We start from the raw sequence: 17,545 nt of genomic DNA, 5'->3' as shown, positions 1-17,545 counted from the left end.
GCATCAGCTCCCGAAACCTGCGGCCATGAAAAAAGCCCCCAAAGGGGCTTCTACCCAACCATCCTGCTGGTGTACGGTTTAGTAGCTGTTGCCGCCACCATAGCCACCACCCCCGCCGCCACTGCGGCCACCGCCATTGCGCGAGCCTGAGCCGTAGGGGCTGCGAAAGCCGCCTTCGCTGCGGCCACCGCCGCCGTAACCGCCGCCATCACCTCGGCCACCGCCGCCACCACCGTATCCACCACCACCGCCGCCTTCACGGCCACCGCCGTAGCTCCCGCCACCGCCATAGCCGCCGCTTCCACCACTGCGGCCACCGCCACCGTATCCGCCGCCACCACCGCCAAAACCACCGCCGCCACTGCGGGGTGGACGGGGTTCCATGGGGCGGGCCTCATTGACGACGATGCCGCGTCCACCCAAAGGCTGGCCGTTCATGCCCTGAATGGCGGCCTGCGCCTCGGCATCGGTGCCCATTTCGACGAAGCCGAAGCCCTTGGAGCGGCCGGTGTCGCGCTCCATCATGACCTTGGCGCTCGTCACGACACCAAATTGGCCAAAGGCCTGTTCCAGATCGCTGTCGCGCACCGAGTACGGCAGGTTGCCGACATACAGTTTGTTGCCCATCACGGGACTCCTCAAAAACACATGAATAAAGCGATGGAGTCCAGAAAACGCAGCCAGCTAATCTCAATGACGCCCTATGCGCGAAACCGACGGATCACCGCAAACCTTTTTAGGCGAGAAAACCCCCGCAGTCACGATATGTCTCACAGTTTTTGAAAAAAGGCAAGTGCTTTGCGCGGTTGTTGCCGCAATGCTGCAGGCATGAAAAAAGGAGCCCTGAGGCTCCTTGTTTTGCCGGTAGCAGGTGCAGGCACCTGCTGAAACGGTCTTAGTAGCTGCTGCGGCCACCGCCGTAACCACCACCACCACCGCCGCCGCTGCGGCCACCACCGTAGCCACCGCCACCACCACCGTAGCCGCCACCACCGTTACCGCCGCCGAAGCCGCCGCTACGGGGAGCGCGTGGCTCCATGGGACGGGCTTCGTTGACCACGAGGTCACGGCCGCCAAAATTGGTGCCATGCACGCCTTGGATGGCGGCTTGGGCTTCAGCATCGCTGCCCATTTCGACAAAGCCGAAACCCTTGGAGCGGCCGGTATCGCGCTCCATCATGACCTTGGCGCTGCCGACCGTGCCGTACTGGCTGAAGGTCTGCTGCAGGTCTTCGTCGCGGAAAGAGTAGGGCAGGTTGCCCACGTAAAGTTTGTTGCCCATGAAGGACTCCTGAAAAAACATGAAAACGCGATGGGAGTCCTACGCAATCAACAAACCTGTGACGACTTCAAAGACGCGAAACTGACCAATCACCGCTAACTTAACTGCTTTCCTGCATTGCAGAAAAGCGAAGCCATTATTAATCACTTTTATGCGCCGCGTGAATATTTATTTCTAAGGAAAAATTTTTCGGGTAGGAAACCTTGGCGGCGGCGGCTGCCGCCGCAGCGGACAGGGCGGCGCACTGCACTAGAATACGGCGGTCTTTGGGGAGTAGCCCGCCTGGCAGCACACCGCGCCGGGGGCAGGCGTCAACACACTTGGGTTCTCACAACCTATGGCGCATGCGGCTTGCATTGAGCTGGGCGAGACCATTGACTGCATGCCGATCCATTGGCCGGAGTCGGGGTGCAGTCAATGCGTTCACCACCCATCCGGCCGGATTGGATACCCCTCCCCATGGAAGCCTTTTTTGTTTCTACCGCCATCGTCGCCCTGGCCGAGATGGGCGACAAGACCCAGTTGCTGGCGCTGGTATTGGCCGCGCGCTTCCGCAAGCCCTGGCCCATCGTTCTGGGCATTCTGGTCGCCACGCTGGCCAACCACGGGCTGGCGGGTGCCGTTGGCGCCTGGGTGACCACGGTCGTGGGGCCGCAGGTCTTGCGCTGGATACTGGGCGCCTCGTTCATCGCCATGGCGGTCTGGATGCTGATTCCGGACAAGCTCGATGAGGGGGATGCCGACGGCACGCCGCGCTGGGGGGTGTTTGGCACCACCCTGGTGGCTTTTTTCCTGGCCGAGATGGGCGACAAGACGCAGATCGCCACCGTCATGCTGGCGGCGCAATACAACGCCTACCTGTGGGTGGTGGCCGGGACCACGCTGGGCATGATGCTGGCCAACGCACCCGTGGTCTGGCTGGGCGACCGCATCACGCGCCTGGTGCCCATTCGCATCGTGCACATTGTGTCGGCGGTGATTTTCGTGGTCCTCGGGCTGGTGGCCATTTTTGCGCCAACCTGATCGACCAGGGCCGCCGTTGGGCGGCCCTTTTGGTATATTTGCCCCACGCGCCGATTTGCCACAGCTTGCGGGCGCTTAATAAATTCTGCTAAAGACCCGTCCGACCTATCCCCGGCCTCGTTTTTAGCGATGCCGGTTTTTTTTATGTCGTTCATTGCCACACCCCAGACCATGCATTTTCCGCAGCTGCTGCCGCTGCAAAGCGGCGCATCGCTGCGCGATTACCACCTGGCCTTCGAGACCTACGGCACGCTCAACGCCGATGCCTCCAACGCCGTGCTGGTCTGCCATGCCCTCAATGCCTCGCACCATGTGGCCGGGGTGTACGAAGGCCAGGACAAGAGCGCGGGCTGGTGGGACAACATGATCGGCCCGGGCAAGCCGGTGGATACCGACAAATTCTTCGTGATCGGCGTGAACAACCTGGGCTCGTGCTTTGGTTCCACCGGCCCCATGCACCTGCACCCCGACACGGGAGAGGTGTACGGCGCCGATTTTCCCGTGGTGACGGTGGAAGACTGGGTCAACGCGCAGGCCCGGCTGCTCGACCGCCTGGGCGTCACCCAGCTGGCGGCGGTGCTGGGCGGCAGTCTGGGTGGCATGCAGGCCCTGAGTTGGACACTGCAATACCCCGAGCGCGTGCGCCACGCCGTGGTGGTGGCCAGCGCGCCCAACCTTACGGCCGAGAACATTGCCTTCAACGAGGTGGCACGCCGCGCCATCGTGACCGACCCCGATTTCCACGGCGGCCACTTTTACCGGCATGGCGTAATCCCCCAGCGCGGCCTGCGCATCGCCCGCATGATCGGCCACATCACGTACCTGAGCGACGACGTGATGAACGAGAAATTCGGCCGCAGTCTGCGTGCCCCCACGCTCCCCGCTTCGCGTGGTTCGCTGCCCCCCGAGGGGGCTGGTCCGGCTCGGGGCGGCCCAGCGCCGGACCTGCGCGACTACCTTTACAGCACCCAGGACATTGAGTTCCAGATCGAGAGCTACCTGCGCTACCAGGGCGACAAGTTCAGCGAGTATTTCGACGCCAACACCTACCTGCTGATCACGCGCGCGCTCGATTACTTTGACCCGGCGCGCGGCCATGGTGGCGACCTGACCCAGGCCCTGGCGCGTGCCACGGCGAAATTCCTGCTCATCAGCTTCACCACCGACTGGCGTTTTTCTCCCCGGCGCAGCCGCGAGATCGTCAAGGCCCTGCTCGACAACCGCCGCCACGTCAGTTATGCCGAAATCGACGCCCCCCACGGGCATGATGCCTTTTTGCTCGATGACGCCCGCTACATGAGCGTCATGCGCTCGTATTTCGATAGCATTGCAAAGGAGTTCGCATGACCGAGAAAACCACGATGCAGGCCATTGCCCGCATGGTGCCGCCCGGCTCGCGCGTGCTGGACCTGGGCTGTGGCGACGGCGCCCTGCTGTCCTACCTGCAGCGCGAGCGCGGGTGCAGCGGCTACGGCATCGAGATTGATGACGCCAACGTGCTGGCCTGCGTGCAGCGCGGGGTGGACGTGATCCAGCTCAACCTCGACGAAGGCCTGGCGATGTTTGGCGACAACTCGTTTGACGTGGTGCTGCAGATCGACACCCTGCAGCACCTGCGCAACGCCGAGGTCATGCTGCGCGAAACCGCGCGCGTGGGGCGCACCGGCGTGGTGGCTTTCCCCAATTTTGCGCACTGGCCCAACCGCCTGTCGGTGCTGCGCGGGCGCATGCCCGTCACGCGCCGCCTGCCCTACCAGTGGTACGACACGCCCAACATCCGTGTCGGCACCTACAAGGATTTCGAGGTGCTGGCGCTTAAGAACAATTTGCGCGTGATCGACGCGTTCGGCCTGCAGGACGGGCGCGCTGTGCGCTGGTGCCCGAACGCGCGGGCGGGCACTGCGGTGTTCCATTTCGAGCACGCCTGATTCCCAGCACCGGGTTGCCGCCCCACGGGGTTGGGAATTGATTTGCTATCAATAACAGAGCTGTTTGCGTTTACTGCATAAGCGTAAAAGCCTGTTTTTCCTCAAATTTGCATGGTGCGTCGTCAACGGGCTGGCACCAACGCGCCGGTACGCGACACTGCGTAAGGGAATGCGTTAATGAATGTAACTACGCCCCTGTCTTAGAGTGGGAGCAGACCGGCACAGCCGGCTTCATGCATTCATTTTCCGGAGACAACCCTTATGGCAGCATCCCTTGCCAATAACCGTTCTGTGGCGCGCCAGGTCACCTTGATGGCCATTGGTCTGGTGGCGCTGGTGCTGGTGCTGGTGGGTCTGGCGATCGCGGTTCTTACCGAGCGCAGCACCCGTGCCGAAGTGGTCGGTAGCGTGGGCAACACGGCCCAGAGCGTGGCGCAATCGATTGACGCGGCCGACGCCACCAACCGCGAGCTCGTGCAGCTCACCATGCGGGGCTTTCAGCGCTATTTCGAGGCCAACATGCAGCTCGACGAAGGCACGGGCGAGTTGCGCAGCTTTGGTGCGCTGGTCAATGATGACCACGGCTCGGTGGACAAGTTCGCCAATGAAACGGGCGGCATTGCGACCGTATTTGCACGCAAGGGTGACGACTTCGTGCGCGTGACGACCTCGGTCAAGAACGACAAGGGCGAGCGCCAGCAAGGCACGCTGCTTGAGCGCGACAGTGCGGCCTACCAGCGCGTGAAGACGGGCGAGCCCTATGTGGGCCGCACCGTGGTCAACGGCAAGCCCTACATGGGCTATTACGTTCCGTCCAAGGACAGCACCGGCAAGGTGATTGCCTTGCTGTTTATCGCCAACGACGTGAGCGTGTTCGAGACCATGCTGGAAAAACAGGTGGCGCAGACGCGCTTTTTCGACAACGGTGGCACCTATGTGATCGATCCAGGCAAGTCGCTGGCCGATGCGGTGTTTGTGGCCCACCCCACGGCGCGCGGCAAGAAGGTGCTGGAGGCCTATCCCCAGGACCGTGCGTTCTTTGACGCGCTGGCCACGGCCGACGGCGGCTATGTGCGCCAGGCGGCGCCGGTGCTGGGCGGGCAGTCGTCCGACCCTTGGGCGCTGGCGCGCAAGACGCGGGCCGATGGCTGGTGGGTGGTGGCCGAGGTGCCCGACGCCGAGGCCATGGGCGGCAACGCCGCGTCACGCTGGCCGTGTGGTGCCTGATGGCGGTGGCGGTGGCGCTGCTGGCGGTGGGGTTGTTCATGATGCTGCGCCGCGGCGTGAGCCGGCCCCTGCAGGGGCTCACCAAAGCCATCACGCTGGTGGCCCAGGGCGACCTGACCGAGGCCTTCCACACCACGCGGCGCGACGAGATTGGCGCCCTGGTGCACGAGGTGGAGGGCATGCGCCAGCGCTATGTGCAGATGCTGCAGCAGGTGCGCACGGCGGTGGACAGCATCACCACGGCCAGCGCCGAGATCGCCAGCGGCAACCAGGATCTGTCGGCACGCACCGAGGCCACGGCCAGCAGCCTGGCCCAGACCGCGCAAAGCATGGAACAGCTTACCGCCACGGTGCGCCAGTCGGCCGACGCAGCCCAGCAGGCCAACCAGCTGGCCAGCTCGGCCGCCGAGGTGGCGGCGCGCGGTGGCCGGGTGGTGGGCGAGGTCGTCACCACCATGGGCGACATCAACCAGAGCTCGCGCAAGATCGCCGACATCATCGGCGTGATCGACTCCATTGCCTTCCAGACCAACATCCTGGCGCTCAACGCCGCGGTGGAAGCGGCCCGGGCCGGCGAGCAGGGCCGTGGCTTTGCCGTGGTGGCCGGTGAGGTGCGTTCGCTCGCCGGGCGAAGCGCCGAGGCCGCCCGCGAGATCAAGCAGCTCATCGGCGCGTCGGTCGAGCGGGTTGAATCGGGCGCACGCCTGGTGCAGAACGCCGGCACCACGATGGACGAAATCGTCGGCTCGGTCCAACGCGTGGGCGACATCATTGGCGAGATCACCGCGGCGTCCAGCGCGCAGTCCGAGGGCATCGGCCAGGTCAACATCGCCGTGAACCAGCTCGACCAGATGACGCAGCAGAACGCCGCGCTGGTGGAAGAGTCGGCCGCAGCCGCCCACAGCCTGCGCGAACAGGCCACGCGCCTTGCCGATGCGGTGCAGGTGTTCAAGCTGTCGGGCGGTGACGCGGCCGGGCACATTGCCCTGCCGGGCGCCGTATAGGAGATTCCCCCGCGCAGGGTGTTGACGCCACGGCCCTGACCCCCTGATCACTACAGCGGGCCAGCCCCACCAGAGTTGCCCTGCCTTGCGGTGGCGAGCCTGCTGCACCGCGCCGTCGCAGGCCGCAATCCCAAGACCGCTCCGGTATCTCTCCATTGAGCCGTGGCGCCGGCGGGCGCGTTGTGGTCGAATGCGGTTTTCGAATTGCCGCTGGAGCCCGCCCATGAACGCCCGTGTCCCTTCCCAAGTCCTTCAACCTGCGCTGGCGCTGGAGCGGGTCAGCCAGGCGTGGGACAACGACATCCTGCGCCAGCTCACCGAATACATCGCCATCCCGGCCAAGTCGCCCACTTTTGCCCCCGACTGGGCGCAGCTGGGGCTGCTTGACACCGTGGTGCGCAACGCCGCCGCCTGGGTCGAGGCGCAAAAAGTGGCCGGCCTGCGGCTGGAGATCGTGCGCCTGCCCGGCCGCACCCCGGTGCTGTTCTTCGAGATCGAGGCCACCGAGCCCGCCGCCCACCAGACGGTGCTGATGTACGGCCACCTGGACAAGCAACCCGAGTTCTCCGGCTGGCGCAGCGACCTGGGCCCCTGGACGCCCAAATACGAAGACGGCAAGCTTTACGGCCGCGGCGGTGCCGACGATGGCTACGCCGTCTATGCCAGCATTGCAGCGGTGCAGGAACTGAAGCGCCAGGATGTGCCGCACCCCCGCATCGTGGGCCTGATCGAAACCTGCGAGGAAAGCGGCTCGCGCGATTTGCTGCCCACCATCGACACCCTGCGCGCCCGCCTGGGCGATGTGGGGCTGGTGATCTGCCTGGACAGCGGCGCCGGCAACTACGACCAACTGTGGCTCACCACCAGCCTGCGCGGCATGGCCAGCGGCACGCTCAAGGTCGAGATCCTGACCGAGGGCGTGCATTCGGGCGATGCCTCGGGCCTGGTGCCCTCGTCGTTTCGCATCATGCGCCAGGTGCTCGACCGCCTTGAAGACAGCGCCACCGGCCGCCTGCTGCCCGCCAGCTTTCACTGCGAGGTGCCCGCCGACCGCCTGGCCCAGGCCCGCGCCACGGCTGCCATCCTGGGCGAAGAGGTGTACAAGCGCTTTCCGTGGGCGCACTACGACTGCGGCGGCTCTACCCAGTTTGCGCTGCCCACCACCACCGACCCACTGCAGGCGCTGCTCAACCGCACCTGGGCGCCCACGTTGAGCGTGACCGGTGCCGAAGGCTTTCCGGCACTGCAAGATGCCGGCAACGTGCTGCGCCCCTATACCGCCTTCAAGCTCAGCCTGCGCCTGCCGCCGCTGGTGGATGCCGCCCAGGCCGTGCAACAGCTCAAAGCCCTGCTCGAAGACAACGCGCCCTACCAGGCCCGGGTCACTTTTGAAAACGGCGGCGGCGCTACGGGCTGGAATGCCCCGGCCACCACGCCGTGGTTCGAGCAGGCGCTCAACGCGGCCTCGCAGGCGCATTTTGGCGCGCCCTGCGGCTACATCGGCCAGGGCGGCACCATCCCGCTGATGAACATGCTCAGCGAGGGCTTTCCGAAGGCCCAGATGATGGTGTGCGGCGTACTCGGCCCCAAGAGCAATGCGCACGGCCCCAACGAGTTTTTGCATGTGCCTTATGCCAAGCGTCTCACCGCCTCGGTGGCCCAGGTGATCGGCGCCATGGCACAGCAGGCCGCAGCACAGGCCACTGCCGCCTGAGCATCGACCGCTGGGGCGCGTGCGCGCTGCGCAGGCCCGCCCCGGCCGCTCCCGTTTCCCCTGCTGTCTGCTGGAACCTCCACTGCAACGCGTGCTGCCAGTGCCGCCCGCGCTGCGTGCCACACTGGCCCAACCCTTGCCCGACCGATGTCTGACACCATTGTTTCCACCTTGAGCACCCTGACGACCCTCACCGCGGCAGATGGCGAAAACCTGGCGGTGCAGGACTGGCCCCTGACAGAGGGCGCAACCCGCGGCACCGTGCTGCTGGTGCATGGCCTGGGTGAGCATGTGGGGCGCTACGACGCCGTGGCACAGCGCCTCAATGCCTGGGGCTTTGCCGTGCGGGGCTACGACCAGTATGGCCATGGCGAGTCGGGCGGCCCGCGCGGCGGCCTCACCGGCGACATGCGCCTGCTGGAGGATCTGGCCGACATGGTGGACGCCACCCGTGCCCGCATGGCGCCAGGCGAGCCGCTGGTGCTGCTGGGCCACAGCATGGGCGGGCTGGTTGCGGCGCGCTTCGTGTCGATGCACCTGCGGCCGGTGGATGCGCTGGTGCTCTCGTCCCCCGCCCTGGACCCGGGGCTCAATGCCGTGCAAAAGCTGCTGCTGGCCACGCTGGCGCGCATCCTGCCCAACCTGCGCGTGGGCAACGGGCTCGATGCGCAATATCTCTCGCACGACCCGGCCGTGGTGGCCGCCTATCTGGCCGATCCGCTGTGCCACGACCGCATCAGCGGCCGCCTGGCCCGGTTCATCGCCGACGGCGGGCCCGCCACGGTGGCGCGGGCCGCGCACTGGAGCGTGCCCACCCTGCTGATGTGGGCCGGAGCCGACAGGCTGGTCAACCCCGCGGGCAGCCGGGCATTTGCCGCTGCGGCGCCCCGGGGCATGGTGCAGTCACAGCGCTTTGAGCCCTTGTTCCACGAGCTGTTCAACGAAAGCCCCGACCTCGCCGCGCCGGTGTTTGCGCTGCTGCGCCAGTGGCTGCTGCAGCGCTGTCCGGCCGTGGGCTGACGGGCCTCAGCGCTGCACACCCCAGCGCCGCACCGTCAGGCGCTCCAGCGTGTGAAAGCCCAGGCTTTCCACCAGCAGGCCGATGATGATGACCAGTGCCAGGCCGGCAAACACCTTGTCGGTGTAGAGCTCATTGCGGTTCTGGAAGATGTACCAGCCCAGGCCCCCTTTGCCCGACGATGCGCCAAACACCAGCTCGGCCGCGATCAGCGTGCGCCAGGCAAAGGCCCAGCCGATTTTCAGCCCCGACAGAATGGACGGCAGCGCCGCTGGCACCAGGATCTGCAGCACATAGCGGATGCCGGTGAGGCCGTAGTTGCGCCCCGCCATGCGCAGCGTCTCGGGCACCGCCTGAAAACCCGCGTAGGTGTTGAGCGCCAGCGGCCACAGCACCGAATGGATCAGCACGAATACCAGGCTGCCTTGCCCCAGCCCGAACCACAACAGCGCTAGCGGCAGCAGCGCAATGGCTGGCAGCGGGTTGAGCATGGACGTGAGCGTGGACAGCAGGTCGCGCCCGAACTGCGTGGACACTGCCAGCGTCGTCAGCACGAAGGCGCCCACGATGCCCGCGAAATAGCCCTTGAGTAGCACCGACAGCGAGATGGCCGCTTTTTGCAGCAGCTCGCCCGTGGCCAGTCCTTCGACAAGCGCCTTGGCCGTTTGCACAAACGTGGGCAGCAACAGGTCGTTGTCCTGCCAGCGGGCGGTTACTTCCCAAAGTGCCGCCAGCACCGCCAGGATGACAAACTTGCGCACCCAGGCCTGCTGCCAGATGCGGGCCGCCAGCGGCAGGGGTTGCTCGGGGGCGATGCTGCCCAGCGGCTCCAGTCCGCGTTCGATTTCGGGGCGCACGGGCGGGGTGAGCGGTGGCTGGAGCGCCAGCGAAGGCACGGGCGATGGGAAGGTGGTGCTCATACGGAAATCCGGAAAGGCAGGTGGCCCGGTGCAGGGGGCGGGCGCTGGGCGATCTGCGCCGCATCGGCGGCAACCGATCCGGGCACGGCGCCGGGTTCGTCGAACAGCAGTCGATGGATGCGCTGCGCCGTGGCCTGGAACTCAACGCCGCCCAGGCTGTGCAGGCCAAACAGGTGGCTGTTGATCTCGGCACGCAGGCGCCCCGGGTGCGGCGAGAGGATGGCGATGCGGTTGCCCACCACCAGCGCCTCTTCAATCGAGTGCGTGACAAAGATCAGCGTGAAGCGGAACTCGTCCCACAGGCCCAGCAGCTCTTCCTGCATGCGCCGGCGCGTGAGCGCGTCGAGGGCGGCAAAGGGCTCGTCCATCAGCAGCACGCGCGGCTGCATGGCCAGCGCGCGGGCAATCGCCACGCGCTGCTTCATGCCGCCCGAGAGCTGGTGCGGGTGCACGTCGGCAAACGGGGTGAGGCCCACCTTGTCGATGTAAAGCGCCGCGCGCTCGGCCGCCTCGGCCCGGCCCACGCGCCGCGAGGCCAGCAGCGGGAACATGACGTTGTCGCGCACCGTTTTCCACGGCGGCAGTTGATCGAACTCCTGGAACACGACCACGCGATCCGGCCCCGGCCGCGTGACGGCCTGGCCATCGAGCAGGATGCGACCCTCGCTCGGCGCGATGAACCCGGCCACCGCCTTGAGCAGCGTGGACTTGCCGCAGCCCGAGGCGCCCAGCAGCACGAAGCGGTCGCCCGCGTGCACGTCGAACGAGACGCGGTGCGTGGCGCGCACCACACGCGCATCGGTGCGGTAGTCGATGCTGACGCCGTCCACCTGCAGCAGCGGTGCCTCCAGCGCGGGCGTGGCCCCGGGCGCGGGTGCTGGCGTTTGCGCGGGTCGGGCAGGCAGGCCCACCAGGCCTTGCTGGCGCGAGCGGTGGCGAATCCAGTGGGGCCAGGGCATGGTGGCGATCAGTTGCCGCCCGCGGTCAGGGCGTCGTCAAAAAAGTAGTCCTTGAGCGCGGTGGGCTGGTTCTTGATGGCGCCCACGCGGTGCAGGAACTGACCCAGGCCCAGCGTGTTCTCGGGTTTCACCTTGAACTGCACCTCGGGGTTCTTGATGATGTTCAGCAGCAGCTTGCGGTCGGTGTTGCCGCCCGACACCTTGAGGTAGATGTCGGCCGCCTTTTCGGGGTTGGCGGTGACGAACTTGGCCGCCTCGTCGAGTGCATCGACAAAGGCCTTGTAGGTCTTGGGGCTCTCGGCGCGGAATTTTTCGGTGGCGTAGAGCACCGTGGCCGAGGCGGGGCCGCCCAGCACGTCGTGGGACTTGAGCACGATGTGCGCATTCGGGTTGCCGGCCAGGGCCTGGTCCTGGAACGGCGGGTTGCCGAAATGGGCGTTGATCTCGGTGCCGCCCTTGATGATGGCGGCGGTGGCGTCCGGGTGCGGCACGGCCACCTGCAGCTTGTCGAGGCGGTTGTATTCCTTCTCGCCCCAAAGCTTGGCCGAGGCCAGTTGCAGCACGCGCGACTGCACTGAAACGCCGACGGCCGGCAGCGCAATGCGGTCCTTGTCGGTGAAGTCGGCAATGGTCTTCACGGCCGGGTTGTTGCTGACCAGGTAATAGGGGAAATTGCCCAGCGAAGCCACGCCCTTGACGTTCTGCTTGCCCTTGGTGCGGTCCCACAGGGTGAACAGAGGGCCCACGCCGGCGCCGGCAATGTCGATGTTGCCCGACAGCAGCGCATCGTTCACCGCCGAGCCGCCCGACAGCTTGAGGAAGTCCACCTTGATGTCCACCCCGGCTGCCTTGCCGTGTTTTTCAATCAGCTTTTGTTCCTGCGCCACGTTGAGCAGCAGATAGACGATGCCGAACTGCTGGGCAATGCGCAACTGGCCTTCGGCGGCATGCGCCGGGGCCGACAAGCCCAGGCCCGCCGTGAGCAGGCCCGCAGCAGTGAGCACGGCGGCCGTCTTGCGGCCCAAGGTGCGGCGGGTGAAAAGGCGGCGGGTGGGGTGGGTCATGGCAGGGCTTTCGGTGGAATAAAAGTAAAAAATGCCTATGGCGCTTATGGGATAAGCGCTAGCAGCTATAAAAAATGAAGTGCCTCAGAAAGGCAGATCGCCTTCGATGGTGGTGCGGTAGAGCTTGCGGCGCTCGGTGTCGGGGGTGCCCGTGGCCAGGTGCTGCACCGAGCGGTTGTCCCAGAACACCAAGTCATGCGGCTGCCAGCGGTGGCGATAGACGAATTCGGGCTTTACGCTGGCAGCAAACAGCTGGGCCAGCAGGTCGCGGCTTTCGTCTTCGGGCAGGCCCACGATGCGCGTGGTGAAGTGCTCGCTGACAAACAGCGCCTTGCGCGCGGTTTCGGGGTGGGTGCGCACCACGGGGTGCACGGCAGGCTTGACCTCATCGATCTGCGCCTGTGTCAGCGCGGGGCGCCAGGGGCTCTTTGCGCGCAGCTCGTCGTAGCGGGCCAGGTAGCTGTGCTCGGCCTGCAACGGGGCGATGGTTTTTTTCAGCGCCTCGGGCAAGGCGTCGTAGGCCGCGTGCTGGTCGGCAAACAGGGTGTCGCCGCCCACGGCAGGCAGTTCCTGGGCGTGTAGCAGTGAACCCAGGCTGGGCACGACCTTGTACGACAGGTCGGAGTGCCAGAAATGGCCCGCATCCCCCAGGCCGATGGGCTGGCCGTTTTCCTTGATGTTGGACACCACCAGGATCTCGGGGTGGCCCGCGAGCTGGAAGTTCTTCAGTACATGGATCTGCAGCGGCCCAAAGCGGCGGCTGAAGTCGATGTGCTGGCGCGGCGTGATGCGCTGGTTGCGAAACACCAACACATGGTGGTGCAGGTGCGCCTGGTGCAGGCGCGCAAAGTCATCGGCGGTCAGCGCTTGCGCCAGATCGAGCCCCAGCACCTCGGCCCCCAGCGGGCCGGCCGCATCGGCGACGGGGCGGATTTCAAAGGTTTGCGATGCGGGGGTGGCAGCCACCGGGGTGGCGGCATCACCAGCGGACAGAACAGCAGACATGGGCGACTTCTCACGACACCGGCGCCAAACCGGGGCCGCCGATGCGGCCCGGGCGGGTCAGTGCGAATGAAGTCTAGGGAAGGCGCCCGGCGGTGAAAACCACGTTTTTCGCGCTTGCAAATGACAAAAACAAATATCGATGGCGGTCTAGGGCGTTGACGCCACCCGCGCCCGGCGCTGACGCAATGCCAGCCACAGCAAGGCCGCGCCGGTGACCGCAATGGGCGCCAGCGGGCCATGTTTGAGAAGCGTCCAGCCCTGGGTGGTGACCAGCACGCCCGAGAACAGCGAGCTCACGGCCAGCGTGGCAAACACGCAGAAGTTGATGGCCGCCTGGGCGCGGTCTTTTTCTTCAGGGCGGTAGGCCGTCACGGCCAGCGCCGTGCTGCCGGTGAACAGAAAATTCCAGCCCACCCCCAGCATGAACAGCGCAATGCCGAAGTGGTGCAAGTCCACCCCCAACAGCGCGACGGCCACGCAGGCCAAGGTTCAGCAGCACGCCCGCCCCCATGATGGGCAGCTCGCACCAGCGCTTGATGGCGATGAAGACCACGTTGTTGGTCAGCAAAAGGCCCTGGCACAAGGCCAGCAGCCAGAGGTTTTTGTTCATGGCGGTAGGGCGTTGGGGAGAGGGTGACGGGGCGCATGAACGCGATGCCAGTGGCCCGAAGGCATGGCCTGCGTCAAAGCCCGACTGTATTCGTCTGGAATTGTGCCCTGCAGTTGACGAAGATCAGCCGCCGCACGGTTCCACATCGCTAAGGTGCCGCCAGTGCCGTGGCTCCACGCCCGGAGCCGGCTATTGATTGCTTGTGATGGAATCCTTGAACCCGATTGCGGCGCCCCCTGCGGCGCCTGCCCTTGAACTGGTCTGCCCCGCCGGCAGCCTGCCCGCCCTGAAGGCTGCGGTGGACAACGGTGCCAACTGCGTCTATCTGGGTCTGCGCGACGCCACCAACGCGCGCAACTTTGCCGGACTGAACTTTGACGAGGCGGCTATCGCCAACGGCATCCGCTACGCGCATGAGCGCGGCTGCAAAGTCTTCATGGCGCTCAACACCTACCCGCAGGCGTCCGACCCCGCACCCTGGCGCAGCGCCATGGACAAGGCGGTGGATCTGGGTGTGGACGCCGTCATTCTGGCCGACCCCGGGCTCATGCACTACGCGGCGCAGCGCCATCCCCAGCTGCGCCTGCACCTGTCGGTGCAAGGCTCGGCCACCAACTACGAGGCCATCAACTTCTACCGCGAGCAGTTCGGCATCGTGCGGGCCGTGCTGCCGCGCGTGCTGTCGATGGAGCAGGTGCGCCAGGTCATCGACAAGACCGCGGTGGAGATCGAGGTGTTCGGCTTTGGCAGCCTGTGCGTGATGGTCGAGGGGCGCTGCGCGCTGTCGTCGTACGTCACGGGCGAATCCCCCAACACGCACGGCGTGTGCTCGCCGCCCAAGGCCGTGCGCTGGCAGGAGACGCCGCAGGGCCGAGAGTCGCGCCTGAATGGCGTGCTGATCGACCGCTATGCGCCCGGCGAAAACGCCGGCTACCCCACCCTGTGCAAGGGCCGGTTCGACGTGGGGGACGACGAGAACTACTACGCCATCGAAGAGCCCACCAGCCTCAACACACTGGAGCTGCTGCCCCAGTTGCTCAAGATCGGCGTGCGCGCCATCAAGATCGAAGGCCGCCAGCGCAGCCCGGCCTATGTGGCGCAAGTCACCCAGGTCTGGCGCGAGGCCATGGACCAGTGCCTGGCCAACCCCCACCGCTACGCCCCCAAGACCACCTGGATGGCAAGCCTCGACCAAGTGGCAGAAGGCCAGCAGCACACGCTGGGTGCCTACCACCGGCCCTGGAAATGACGCACCCCGGAGACCGCACCATGAAACTATCCCTGGGACCGCTGCTGTATTACTGGCCGCGCGAAACCATCTTTGCGTTCTACGAGGCCATGGCCGCCACGCCGCTCGATGTCGTGTATCTGGGCGAGACGGTGTGCTCGCGCCGCCACGAACTGCGCCTGACCGACTGGCTGGACATCGCCCGCATGCTGCAGGACGCCGGCAAGCAGGCCGTGCTGTCCACGCAGGTGCTGATCGAGTCGGGCTCGGACGTGAGCGTGCTGCACAAGATCGCTGACAACGCGGACTTCACCGTCGAGGCCAACGACATGGGCGCGGTGCGCTGCCTGTCGGGCCAACCGACAAGTCGGCCCTTTGTGGCGGGCCCGCACCTCAACCTGTACAACGCACCCTCGCTGCAATGGATGGCGCAGCTGGGCGCCAGCCGCTGGGTGATGCCGCTGGAGATGGCGCAGGATGCGCTGGCCGCCATGCTGGTGAATCGCCCTGCGGGCCTGGAAACGGAAGTGTTCGCCTACGGGCGCATGCCGCTGGCCTACTCGGCGCGCTGCTTCACGGCGCGCCACTGCAACCTGCCCAAAGACGACTGCCGCTTCAGCTGCCTGGAGCATGCCGACGGCCTGACGCTGCGCACCCGCGAGAGCGAGGACTTCCTCATGCTCAACGGCACGCAGACGCAATCGGCCCGGGTCTACAACCTGGCCAACGAGCTGGCCGCGATGCGCGCCATGGGCGTGGACCTGGTGCGGCTGAGCCCGCAGTCGCAGCACATGGCGCAGATCATTGCGCTGTTCGATGAAGCTCGGCGCCTGGCGCAGCCTGGCGGCGCAGACTTTGTGTTGCGCATGCAGCCTTTCATGCCCGACCAGCCCTGCAACGGTTACTGGTTCGGCCGTCCTGGTCTGGAGCAGGGGCACGCCGGTGCCACCGCACCCGGCCTCTGATTGACATCGTGCTTTTCTACCTGGCCCGCGTGCCACCCCCACACCATGGCTGCTTCTTCTGATTTTTTGGTTCCCTCACCGGTGGGGGCCTTGCTGTCGCGCCTGCCCGCCTACCCCGGCTCGCTGCTGCTGGTGACGGCGCTCAACCTGGCACTGGCCCGGCATCTGCCCGCCGATGTGGGGCAGCTGATGCTGCACAAGAAAATGCGCGTGCAGGTGCGCGATGCGCGCCTGGTGTTCGACTTTGCCTGGACAGGCCAGCGCTTTGCGCCCCGCGCCCCGCTGGTTGCCCCTGAGGTCGCCGATCTGACGCTGAGCGCCACCGCCCACGACTTTTTGCTGCTGGCCCAGCGCCAGCAAGACCCCGACACGCTGTTTTTCAACCGCCGCCTGTCGATGGAGGGCGATACCGAGCTGGGCCTGGTGGTGAAGAACGCGCTCGATGCCATCGAGCTGCCCGTGCTGGACCCGCGCCAGTGGGTGCCGTTGCTGTCACCGCGCCAGGTGCTGGGCCACCTCCGGCAGCGCATCGACTCCGCTTCGCACACCACAGGAGGATGACCATGGCCGCCGATCCGAACCACCCCCTCGTCTATTCCTGCTCGGGCTGCTCCAGCGCCGCGCAGCTGGCCAACCATGTCGCGCTGCAGCTCGATCGGCGCGGCGTGGCCGAGATGTCGTGCATCGCCGGTGTGGGCGGCGATGTGCCGCACCTCATGAAAACCGTGCGCTCGGGTCGGCCCATCATCGCGCTCGACGGCTGCCCGCTGGTGTGCGTCAAAAGCACGCTGGCGCGCCACGGCATTGCGCCCGACCGGCATTACCAGTTGCAGCAATACGGCGTGAAAAAGCGCACGCACGAAGATTTCGACCCGGTGCAGGCCGCGCTGGTGCTGGAGCAGGTCGAGGCCGACCAGCAGGCGCAGCCCTTGGCTCGCTCTGTCGCCGTGGAACCCTCGCATGGCTGATGTTGCCCACACCCGCCGCATCATCGTCGCCATCTCGGGCGCCAGCGGCGCCGTGTATGGCGCGCGCCTGCTGCAGGTGCTGCAGGGCCAGAGCGGCATCGAGACGCACCTGGTTGTCTCGGACGTGGGCTGGCGCAACCTGCAGCACGAGCTGGACATGGACCGCCCCGCCGTCGAGGCCCTGGCGCACCGCGTGCACGATGTGGCCAACGTGGGCGCGGCCATTGCGAGTGGCTCGTTCCAGTGCCACGCGATGGTGGTGGCGCCGTGTTCCATGCGCACGCTGGCCGCCATTGCGCATGGTCTGGCCGACAACCTGCTCACGCGTGCGGCAGACGTAGCGCTCAAGGAACGCCGCCGTCTGGTGCTGATGGTGCGCGAGTCGCCGCTGCACCTCACGCACCTGCGCAACATGGTGGCCGTGACCGAGATGGGCGGCATCATCTGCCCGCCGCTGCCCGCCTTCTACCTGCGCCCGCAGACCGTGGGCGAAGTGGTGGACTACAGCGTGGCGCGCGTGCTCGACCTCATCGACGTGCCCCACGACCTGGCGCCGCGCTGGCAGGGGCTGGCGCCAGATACTCCTTAATTGATAGCTGCTAGCGCTTGATGGATAAGCGCTAGAGGCCA

The 17,545-nt window shown here is 66.2% G+C and carries 16 protein-coding genes, 2 pseudogenes and 1 riboswitch; of the genes and pseudogenes, 11 read left to right on the top strand and 7 right to left on the bottom strand.

Features of this window, described 5'->3' with window-relative positions; translation table 11 throughout:
* Positions 1 to 78: 78 nt before the first annotated feature.
* Both J8G26_RS01155 and J8G26_RS01150 read right to left on the bottom strand, forming a co-directional pair.
* Positions 79 to 627 carry an RNA-binding protein gene (locus J8G26_RS01155; RefSeq protein ID WP_210567617.1) on the bottom strand — a complete coding sequence of 183 codons (549 nt, stop codon included), beginning with the start codon at positions 625 to 627 and terminating at the stop codon, positions 79 to 81.
* 268 nt (positions 628 to 895) lie between these two features.
* The gene (locus tag J8G26_RS01150) at positions 896 to 1,282 is read right to left on the bottom strand and encodes an RNA-binding protein (RefSeq protein ID WP_087748509.1); all 387 of its coding nucleotides are present in this window, start codon (positions 1,280 to 1,282) and stop codon (positions 896 to 898) included.
* 256 nt (positions 1,283 to 1,538) lie between these two features.
* Positions 1,539 to 1,722, top strand: a riboswitch (yybP-ykoY riboswitch).
* A 19-nt stretch (positions 1,723 to 1,741) separates the two neighbouring features.
* Here J8G26_RS01150 and J8G26_RS01145 point away from each other — a divergent pair.
* The 6 genes and pseudogenes from J8G26_RS01145 to J8G26_RS01120 all read left to right on the top strand — a co-directional run bounded on the left by J8G26_RS01145 (position 1,742) and on the right by J8G26_RS01120 (position 9,198).
* Entirely contained in the window at positions 1,742 to 2,305 is a 564-nt protein-coding gene (locus J8G26_RS01145; protein ID WP_087748072.1) for a TMEM165/GDT1 family protein, read from the top strand.
* A gap of 144 nt (positions 2,306 to 2,449) precedes the next feature.
* Positions 2,450 to 3,652 (top strand): homoserine O-acetyltransferase, encoded by a 1,203-nt coding sequence (locus J8G26_RS01140; protein ID WP_210567616.1) that lies wholly within the window; start codon positions 2,450 to 2,452, stop codon positions 3,650 to 3,652.
* Complete coding sequence (gene metW / locus J8G26_RS01135) at positions 3,649 to 4,233, top strand: methionine biosynthesis protein MetW (protein ID WP_087748071.1); 585 nt, start codon at positions 3,649 to 3,651, stop codon at positions 4,231 to 4,233. Before J8G26_RS01140 ends, metW begins: the two co-directional genes overlap by 4 nt.
* A 261-nt stretch (positions 4,234 to 4,494) precedes the next feature.
* Positions 4,495 to 6,464: pseudogene (locus J8G26_RS19520) on the top strand (methyl-accepting chemotaxis protein).
* A gap of 223 nt (positions 6,465 to 6,687) precedes the next feature.
* A complete protein-coding gene (locus tag J8G26_RS01125) occupies positions 6,688 to 8,178 on the top strand; it encodes a M20 family metallopeptidase (RefSeq protein ID WP_210567615.1) in 1,491 nt (496 codons plus the stop codon).
* Between the two features lie 147 nt (positions 8,179 to 8,325).
* Entirely contained in the window at positions 8,326 to 9,198 is an 873-nt protein-coding gene (locus J8G26_RS01120) for an alpha/beta hydrolase (protein WP_210567614.1), read from the top strand.
* Positions 9,199 to 9,204: 6 nt separating this feature from the next.
* Here the strand turns inward: J8G26_RS01120 and J8G26_RS01115 are convergent, their stop codons facing one another.
* The 5 genes and pseudogenes from J8G26_RS01115 to J8G26_RS01095 all read right to left on the bottom strand — a co-directional run.
* Positions 9,205 to 10,116 (bottom strand): ABC transporter permease, encoded by a 912-nt coding sequence (locus J8G26_RS01115; RefSeq protein WP_210567613.1) that lies wholly within the window; start codon positions 10,114 to 10,116, stop codon positions 9,205 to 9,207.
* The gene (locus J8G26_RS01110) at positions 10,113 to 11,075 is read right to left on the bottom strand and encodes an ABC transporter ATP-binding protein (protein WP_246881182.1); all 963 of its coding nucleotides are present in this window, start codon (positions 11,073 to 11,075) and stop codon (positions 10,113 to 10,115) included. The genes J8G26_RS01115 and J8G26_RS01110 overlap by 4 nt, the downstream gene beginning before the upstream one ends.
* Before the next feature lie 8 nt (positions 11,076 to 11,083).
* Positions 11,084 to 12,139 (bottom strand): ABC transporter substrate-binding protein, encoded by a 1,056-nt coding sequence (locus J8G26_RS01105; protein ID WP_210567612.1) that lies wholly within the window; start codon positions 12,137 to 12,139, stop codon positions 11,084 to 11,086.
* 84 nt (positions 12,140 to 12,223) lie between these two features.
* Positions 12,224 to 13,144, bottom strand: a complete 921-nt coding sequence (locus J8G26_RS01100; RefSeq protein WP_210567611.1) for a TauD/TfdA family dioxygenase — start codon at positions 13,142 to 13,144, stop codon at positions 12,224 to 12,226.
* A 147-nt stretch (positions 13,145 to 13,291) separates the two neighbouring features.
* Positions 13,292 to 13,682: pseudogene (locus J8G26_RS01095) on the bottom strand (MFS transporter); the annotation flags it as partial.
* A gap of 277 nt (positions 13,683 to 13,959) precedes the next feature.
* On the opposite strand from J8G26_RS01095, the gene J8G26_RS01090 reads away from it, so the two are divergent.
* The 5 genes from J8G26_RS01090 to J8G26_RS01070 are packed head-to-tail and all read left to right on the top strand — an operon-like array spanning position 13,960 to position 17,504.
* Entirely contained in the window at positions 13,960 to 15,003 is a 1,044-nt protein-coding gene (locus tag J8G26_RS01090; protein ID WP_210567610.1) for a peptidase U32 family protein, read from the top strand.
* 20 nt (positions 15,004 to 15,023) lie between these two features.
* On the top strand, positions 15,024 to 15,947 hold the full coding sequence (locus tag J8G26_RS01085) for a U32 family peptidase (protein WP_210567609.1): 924 nt from the start codon (positions 15,024 to 15,026) through the stop codon (positions 15,945 to 15,947).
* Positions 15,948 to 15,992: 45 nt separating this feature from the next.
* Positions 15,993 to 16,508 carry an SCP2 sterol-binding domain-containing protein gene (locus J8G26_RS01080; protein ID WP_210567608.1) on the top strand — a complete coding sequence of 172 codons (516 nt, stop codon included), beginning with the start codon at positions 15,993 to 15,995 and terminating at the stop codon, positions 16,506 to 16,508.
* Positions 16,505 to 16,915 carry a putative zinc-binding protein gene (locus tag J8G26_RS01075; protein WP_087748062.1) on the top strand — a complete coding sequence of 137 codons (411 nt, stop codon included), beginning with the start codon at positions 16,505 to 16,507 and terminating at the stop codon, positions 16,913 to 16,915. Before J8G26_RS01080 ends, J8G26_RS01075 begins: the two co-directional genes overlap by 4 nt.
* On the top strand, positions 16,908 to 17,504 hold the full coding sequence (locus tag J8G26_RS01070; protein WP_210567607.1) for a UbiX family flavin prenyltransferase: 597 nt from the start codon (positions 16,908 to 16,910) through the stop codon (positions 17,502 to 17,504). Before J8G26_RS01075 ends, J8G26_RS01070 begins: the two co-directional genes overlap by 8 nt.
* Positions 17,505 to 17,545: the final 41 nt, after the last annotated feature.

The sequence above is a fragment of the Acidovorax sp. JG5 genome, from assembly GCF_017939685.1.
In the GTDB taxonomy this organism is placed as follows: Bacteria; Pseudomonadota; Gammaproteobacteria; order Burkholderiales; family Burkholderiaceae_C; genus Acidovorax.
The sequence above is the reverse complement of the archived record's forward strand: the minus strand, read 5'-3'. Positions and strand labels throughout refer to the sequence as shown.

Coding starts and splice junctions, on each gene's coding strand:
- J8G26_RS01155 (WP_210567617.1), bottom strand. CDS start 627: ATGGGCAACAAACTGTATGTCGGCAACCTGCCGTACTCGGTGCGCGAC.
- J8G26_RS01150 (WP_087748509.1), bottom strand. CDS start 1,282: ATGGGCAACAAACTTTACGTGGGCAACCTGCCCTACTCTTTCCGCGAC.
- J8G26_RS01145 (WP_087748072.1), top strand. CDS start 1,742: ATGGAAGCCTTTTTTGTTTCTACCGCCATCGTCGCCCTGGCCGAGATG.
- J8G26_RS01140 (WP_210567616.1), top strand. CDS start 2,450: ATGTCGTTCATTGCCACACCCCAGACCATGCATTTTCCGCAGCTGCTG.
- metW (WP_087748071.1), top strand. CDS start 3,649: ATGACCGAGAAAACCACGATGCAGGCCATTGCCCGCATGGTGCCGCCC.
- J8G26_RS01125 (WP_210567615.1), top strand. CDS start 6,688: ATGAACGCCCGTGTCCCTTCCCAAGTCCTTCAACCTGCGCTGGCGCTG.
- J8G26_RS01120 (WP_210567614.1), top strand. CDS start 8,326: ATGTCTGACACCATTGTTTCCACCTTGAGCACCCTGACGACCCTCACC.
- J8G26_RS01115 (WP_210567613.1), bottom strand. CDS start 10,116: ATGAGCACCACCTTCCCATCGCCCGTGCCTTCGCTGGCGCTCCAGCCA.
- J8G26_RS01110 (WP_246881182.1), bottom strand. CDS start 11,075: ATGCCCTGGCCCCACTGGATTCGCCACCGCTCGCGCCAGCAAGGCCTG.
- J8G26_RS01105 (WP_210567612.1), bottom strand. CDS start 12,139: ATGACCCACCCCACCCGCCGCCTTTTCACCCGCCGCACCTTGGGCCGC.
- J8G26_RS01100 (WP_210567611.1), bottom strand. CDS start 13,144: ATGTCTGCTGTTCTGTCCGCTGGTGATGCCGCCACCCCGGTGGCTGCC.
- J8G26_RS01090 (WP_210567610.1), top strand. CDS start 13,960: ATGGAATCCTTGAACCCGATTGCGGCGCCCCCTGCGGCGCCTGCCCTT.
- J8G26_RS01085 (WP_210567609.1), top strand. CDS start 15,024: ATGAAACTATCCCTGGGACCGCTGCTGTATTACTGGCCGCGCGAAACC.
- J8G26_RS01080 (WP_210567608.1), top strand. CDS start 15,993: ATGGCTGCTTCTTCTGATTTTTTGGTTCCCTCACCGGTGGGGGCCTTG.
- J8G26_RS01075 (WP_087748062.1), top strand. CDS start 16,505: ATGACCATGGCCGCCGATCCGAACCACCCCCTCGTCTATTCCTGCTCG.
- J8G26_RS01070 (WP_210567607.1), top strand. CDS start 16,908: ATGGCTGATGTTGCCCACACCCGCCGCATCATCGTCGCCATCTCGGGC.